This window comes from Rhodobium orientis (assembly GCF_003258835.1).
Classification (GTDB): Bacteria; Pseudomonadota; Alphaproteobacteria; order Rhizobiales; family Rhodobiaceae; genus Rhodobium; species Rhodobium orientis.
Map to the genome: position 1 here is coordinate 1 of NZ_NPEV01000101.1, position 4,197 is coordinate 4,197.

At 63.0% G+C, this 4,197-nt stretch carries 5 protein-coding genes; all 5 read right to left on the reverse strand.

The window, feature by feature from the left end; genetic code table 11:
* A partial coding sequence (locus CH339_RS23410; protein WP_245408169.1) for a GTP-binding protein occupies nucleotides 1-212 on the reverse strand: 212 nt, incomplete at its 3' end.
* 49 nt (nucleotides 213-261) lie between these two features.
* A complete protein-coding gene (gene fusA, locus CH339_RS23415) occupies nucleotides 262-2,337 on the reverse strand; it encodes an elongation factor G (protein ID WP_111436832.1) in 2,076 nt (691 codons plus the stop codon).
* A 25-nt stretch (nucleotides 2,338-2,362) separates the two neighbouring features.
* Nucleotides 2,363-2,833 carry a 30S ribosomal protein S7 gene (rpsG, locus tag CH339_RS23420; RefSeq protein WP_111436833.1) on the reverse strand — a complete coding sequence of 157 codons (471 nt, stop codon included), beginning with the start codon at nucleotides 2,831-2,833 and terminating at the stop codon, nucleotides 2,363-2,365.
* A 15-nt stretch (nucleotides 2,834-2,848) separates the two neighbouring features.
* Complete coding sequence (gene rpsL, locus CH339_RS23425) at nucleotides 2,849-3,220, reverse strand: 30S ribosomal protein S12 (protein WP_111436834.1); 372 nt, start codon at nucleotides 3,218-3,220, stop codon at nucleotides 2,849-2,851.
* 611 nt (nucleotides 3,221-3,831) lie between these two features.
* Complete coding sequence (locus CH339_RS23430) at nucleotides 3,832-4,116, reverse strand: hypothetical protein (protein ID WP_111436835.1); 285 nt, start codon at nucleotides 4,114-4,116, stop codon at nucleotides 3,832-3,834.
* Nucleotides 4,117-4,197: the final 81 nt, after the last annotated feature.

Genomic DNA, 4,197 nt, shown 5'->3' on the forward strand with positions numbered 1-4,197 from the left:
TGCCGCGCGTCCGTCTCGTATTCCACATGCGCCGTCGAGATCGTGATGCCGCGCGCCTTTTCTTCCGGCGCAGCGTCAATCTGGTCATACGCCTTGAAGTCACCGAAAAACTTCGTAATCGCGGCCGTCAGCGTCGTCTTGCCATGGTCCACGTGACCAATCGTCCCGATGTTTACGTGCGGTTTCGTCCGCGCAAACTTCTCTTTCGCCATCGGATCTCTCCGTTCTCTCTGACTTCTAAAGTCGGCGTTAAAAGGGTCTTCAGGCGAATTTGGCCTGAACTTCATCGGCGACCGCTTGCGGCACCTGCGAATAGTGATCGAACTGCATCGTGTACTGGGCCCGGCCCTGGCTCATCGAGCGCAGCGTGTTGACGTAGCCGAACATGTTGGCGAGCGGCACCATGGCGTTGACCACGGTGACGATGCCCCGGTTTTCCGTGCCGGTGATCTGGCCGCGCCGGGAGTTCAGGTCGCCGATGATGTCGCCCATATACTCGTCCGGGGTCACCACCTCGACCTTCATCATCGGCTCAAGCAGCTTCGGACCGGCCTTATGCAGCGCTTCGCGGAACGCCGCACGCGAGGCGATCTCGAAGGCCAGAACGCTGGAGTCCACATCGTGGTAGGCGCCGTCGATGAGCGTCGCCTTGACGTCGACCACCGGGAAGCCGGCGATGATGCCCGACCCCATGACGCTCTCGATGCCCTTGGAAACGCCGGGGATGTACTCCCTCGGAACGTTGCCGCCGACGATCTTGGATTCGAACTGGAAGCCCTCGCCCGGCTCGCCCGGCTCGATAACCAGCTTGACGCGGGCGAACTGGCCCGAACCGCCGGACTGCTTCTTGTGCGTGTAGTCGATCTCGTAAGCCTTGGTGACCGTCTCGCGATAGGCCACCTGCGGCGCGCCGATATTGGCCTCGACCTTGAACTCGCGCTTCATCCGGTCGACGAGAATGTCGAGGTGAAGCTCGCCCATGCCGGCCATGATCGTCTGGCCGGATTCCTCGTCGGTCTTGACCCGGAAGGACGGATCCTCGGCGGCGAGGCGGTTGAGGGCAAGGCCCATCTTTTCCTGGTCGGCCTTGGTCTTCGGCTCGATCGCGATCTCGATGACCGGCTCGGGGAATTCCATCCGCTCCAGGATCACCGGCTTCAGCGGGTCGCACAGGGTGTCGCCGGTGGTGGTGTCCTTGAGGCCCGCGATGGCGACGATGTCGCCGGCATAGGCCTCCTTGATGTCTTCGCGGTGATTGGAGTGCATCTGCATCATGCGGCCGATGCGCTCGCGCTTTTCCTTCACCGTGTTGAGCAGCGACACGCCGGTATCCAGCTTGCCCGAATAGATGCGGCAGAAGGTCAGCGAGCCGACGAACGGGTCGTTCATGATCTTGAAGGCCAGCATCGACAGCGGCTGGTCGTCGGACGACACGCGCTTGGTCTCTTCCTCGGTCTTGGGATCGATACCCTTGATGGCCGGCACCTCGACAGGGCTCGGCAGGTAGTCGACCACACCGTCGAGAAGCGGCTGCACGCCCTTGTTCTTGAACGCCGAGCCGCAGAAGATCGGCACCAGCTCGTTGGAGAGCGTGCCCTGGCGGATCAGCTTCTTGATGGTATCGATGTCCGGCTCCTCGCCCTCCAGATAGGCGAGCATGACCTCTTCGTCGAGTTCCACGACCTGCTCGATGAGCTTCTCGCGGAATTCCTTGGCCCTCTCCACGAGATCGGCCGGGACGTCCTCGTCATGGAACGAGGCACCGAGGTTTTCCGCGTCCCAGATGACCGCCTTCATGCGCAGCAGATCGACGACGCCGGCGAAATCGGATTCGGCACCCACGGGAAGCTGCATGACCACCGGATTGGCGCCGAGGCGCTTCTTGATCATCTCCACCGAGCGGTAGAAGTCCGCGCCGAGCTTGTCCATCTTGTTGACGAAGATCATGCGCGGAACGTGGTATTTGTCGGCCTGGCGCCACACCGTCTCGGTCTGCGGCTCGACGCCGGCATTGGCATCGAGCAGCGCGATGGCGCCGTCGAGCACGCGAAGCGAGCGCTCGACCTCGATGGTGAAGTCGACGTGGCCCGGGGTGTCGATGATGTTCAGGCGCTTGTCCTGCCAGTGGCAGGTGGTGGCGGCCGACGTGATCGTGATGCCGCGCTCCTGCTCCTGCTCCATCCAGTCCATGGTCGCCGCGCCGTCATGGACTTCGCCGATCTTGTGGCTGCGACCGGTATAGAAGAGGACGCGCTCGGTCGTCGTCGTCTTGCCGGCATCGATGTGCGCCATGATGCCGAAATTGCGGTAGTCTTCGATCTTGTGGGTGCGGGCCATGGGGATCGCTCTCTCGACGTTCGTGCTACCAGCGGTAATGGGAGAACGCGCGGTTCGCTTCCGCCATGCGGTGCGTGTCTTCGCGCTTCTTCACCGCGTTACCGCGGTTGTTGGAGGCGTCCAGCAGTTCGCCGGAAAGCCGCTCGACCATCGTCCGCTCGTTGCGAGCCCGCGCGGCGGTAATCAGCCAGCGGATGGCCAGCGCCTGGCGCCGCTCGGTGCGAACCTCGACCGGCACCTGGTAGGTCGCACCGCCGACGCGCCGCGAGCGCACCTCGATCTGCGGCATGACGTTGTCGAGCGCCTGATGGAAGATCGACACCGGCTCCTGCCGGGCCTTGTCCTCGATCACGTCGAAGGCGCCGTAGACGATCGCCTCCGCGGCCGACTTCTTGCCGTCGCGCATGATCGAATTCATGAATTTGGTGACGACGATATCGCCGAACTTCGGGTCCGGAATAATATCGCGTTTCTCTGCACTGTGGCGACGAGACATTCCCGCTTCCCTCGCTTACTTCGGCCGCTTCGCGCCGTATTTCGACCGGCGCTGCTTGCGGTCCTTGACGCCCTGTGTATCGAGCACGCCGCGCAGAATGTGGTAACGGACGCCCGGCAGGTCCTTGACGCGGCCGCCGCGGATCATCACCACCGAGTGCTCCTGCAGGTTATGCCCCTCACCCGGGATGTAGCCGATCACCTCAAAGCCGTTGGTGAGGCGCACCTTGGCGACCTTACGAAGTGCCGAGTTCGGCTTCTTCGGGGTGGTCGTGTAGACGCGCGTGCACACGCCGCGCTTCTGGGGGCAGGCCTCCATGGCCGGCACCTTGTTGCGCTTGGGCGGGCTTTTCCGCGGCTTGCGGATCAGCTGTTGAATCGTCGGCATCCCTTGCCTTCTCCGTATCCAGCTCAAGATCCTCCGCGCCAGGACCGAACCCTGCGCGAACGAACGAACGCCGCCCCGCTCCATTCGGATGCGGACGGCGCCTTAAAACCACAGAGGACCACGAACCGGATGGTCGCGATCATGTGTCCGGCTAATCTCGCCAAAAACGCGGCAGTGTTTAAGTCTTCCGTCCAGTCCTTGGTGCGGACCGGATCAACCCGACTTACCACCTGCCGTGAAAGTGGGCGGAACCTAGTCGTTTCAGGATTCCGCGTCAACCCCACCGTGCCCGTTTTTTCCGCAAGAGCCGGCGTTTTTTCAGGCTGCGCAGGCGTCCGGGCGCCAATGCCGCAGGCGCACAATCTTTACGAATGCGCAGCGGCGTTCCGCGCAATATCGTTTCGCCAATGTATACGATGACGAAAGATCGGCAATCACCGCCGGATCGGCCCGCGATGACGTCCCGCAGCCGGCAGACCGCAGAATTGGGAAATGGCACCTGCTGCGAGCCCCGCATCGGCAAAAACCGACACCGGAGCCTCGCCTGATTCCCGCGCCCGGGCCAAAAGCGATTCTGTTGTGCGCCCTGCCACTTGCCGCGGAAATCGGAATCAGTCCGTGAACGCGATCACCGCCATCTTGCCTTCCATCGCATCGCGATAGGCCTGCAGGAACGGCTCGTCCTCCGGCACCTCGGTGAGGATGCCGATCTTGTCGAGTTCGGCCTCCACGAAGCCGTTCTCGCCGAGGGCCTCCAGCGTGCGGCGCACCGCACCGTCGTCGTCGGGCGCGCCGAGCACCACGTTGACCGACGTTCCCGGTCCGCGATCCTCCGACTTGTCCCGCCAGGCCCGGCCGATGAGGATATAGACCGTCGGCGCGTTATCCTGTTCCATGTTTGGCTCCCCTGTGAGAACTGGCACGGCACTCCCGTCGAGACCCGTACCGGCTAAAAAAAAGAGCGAGCCGCCGGGGCG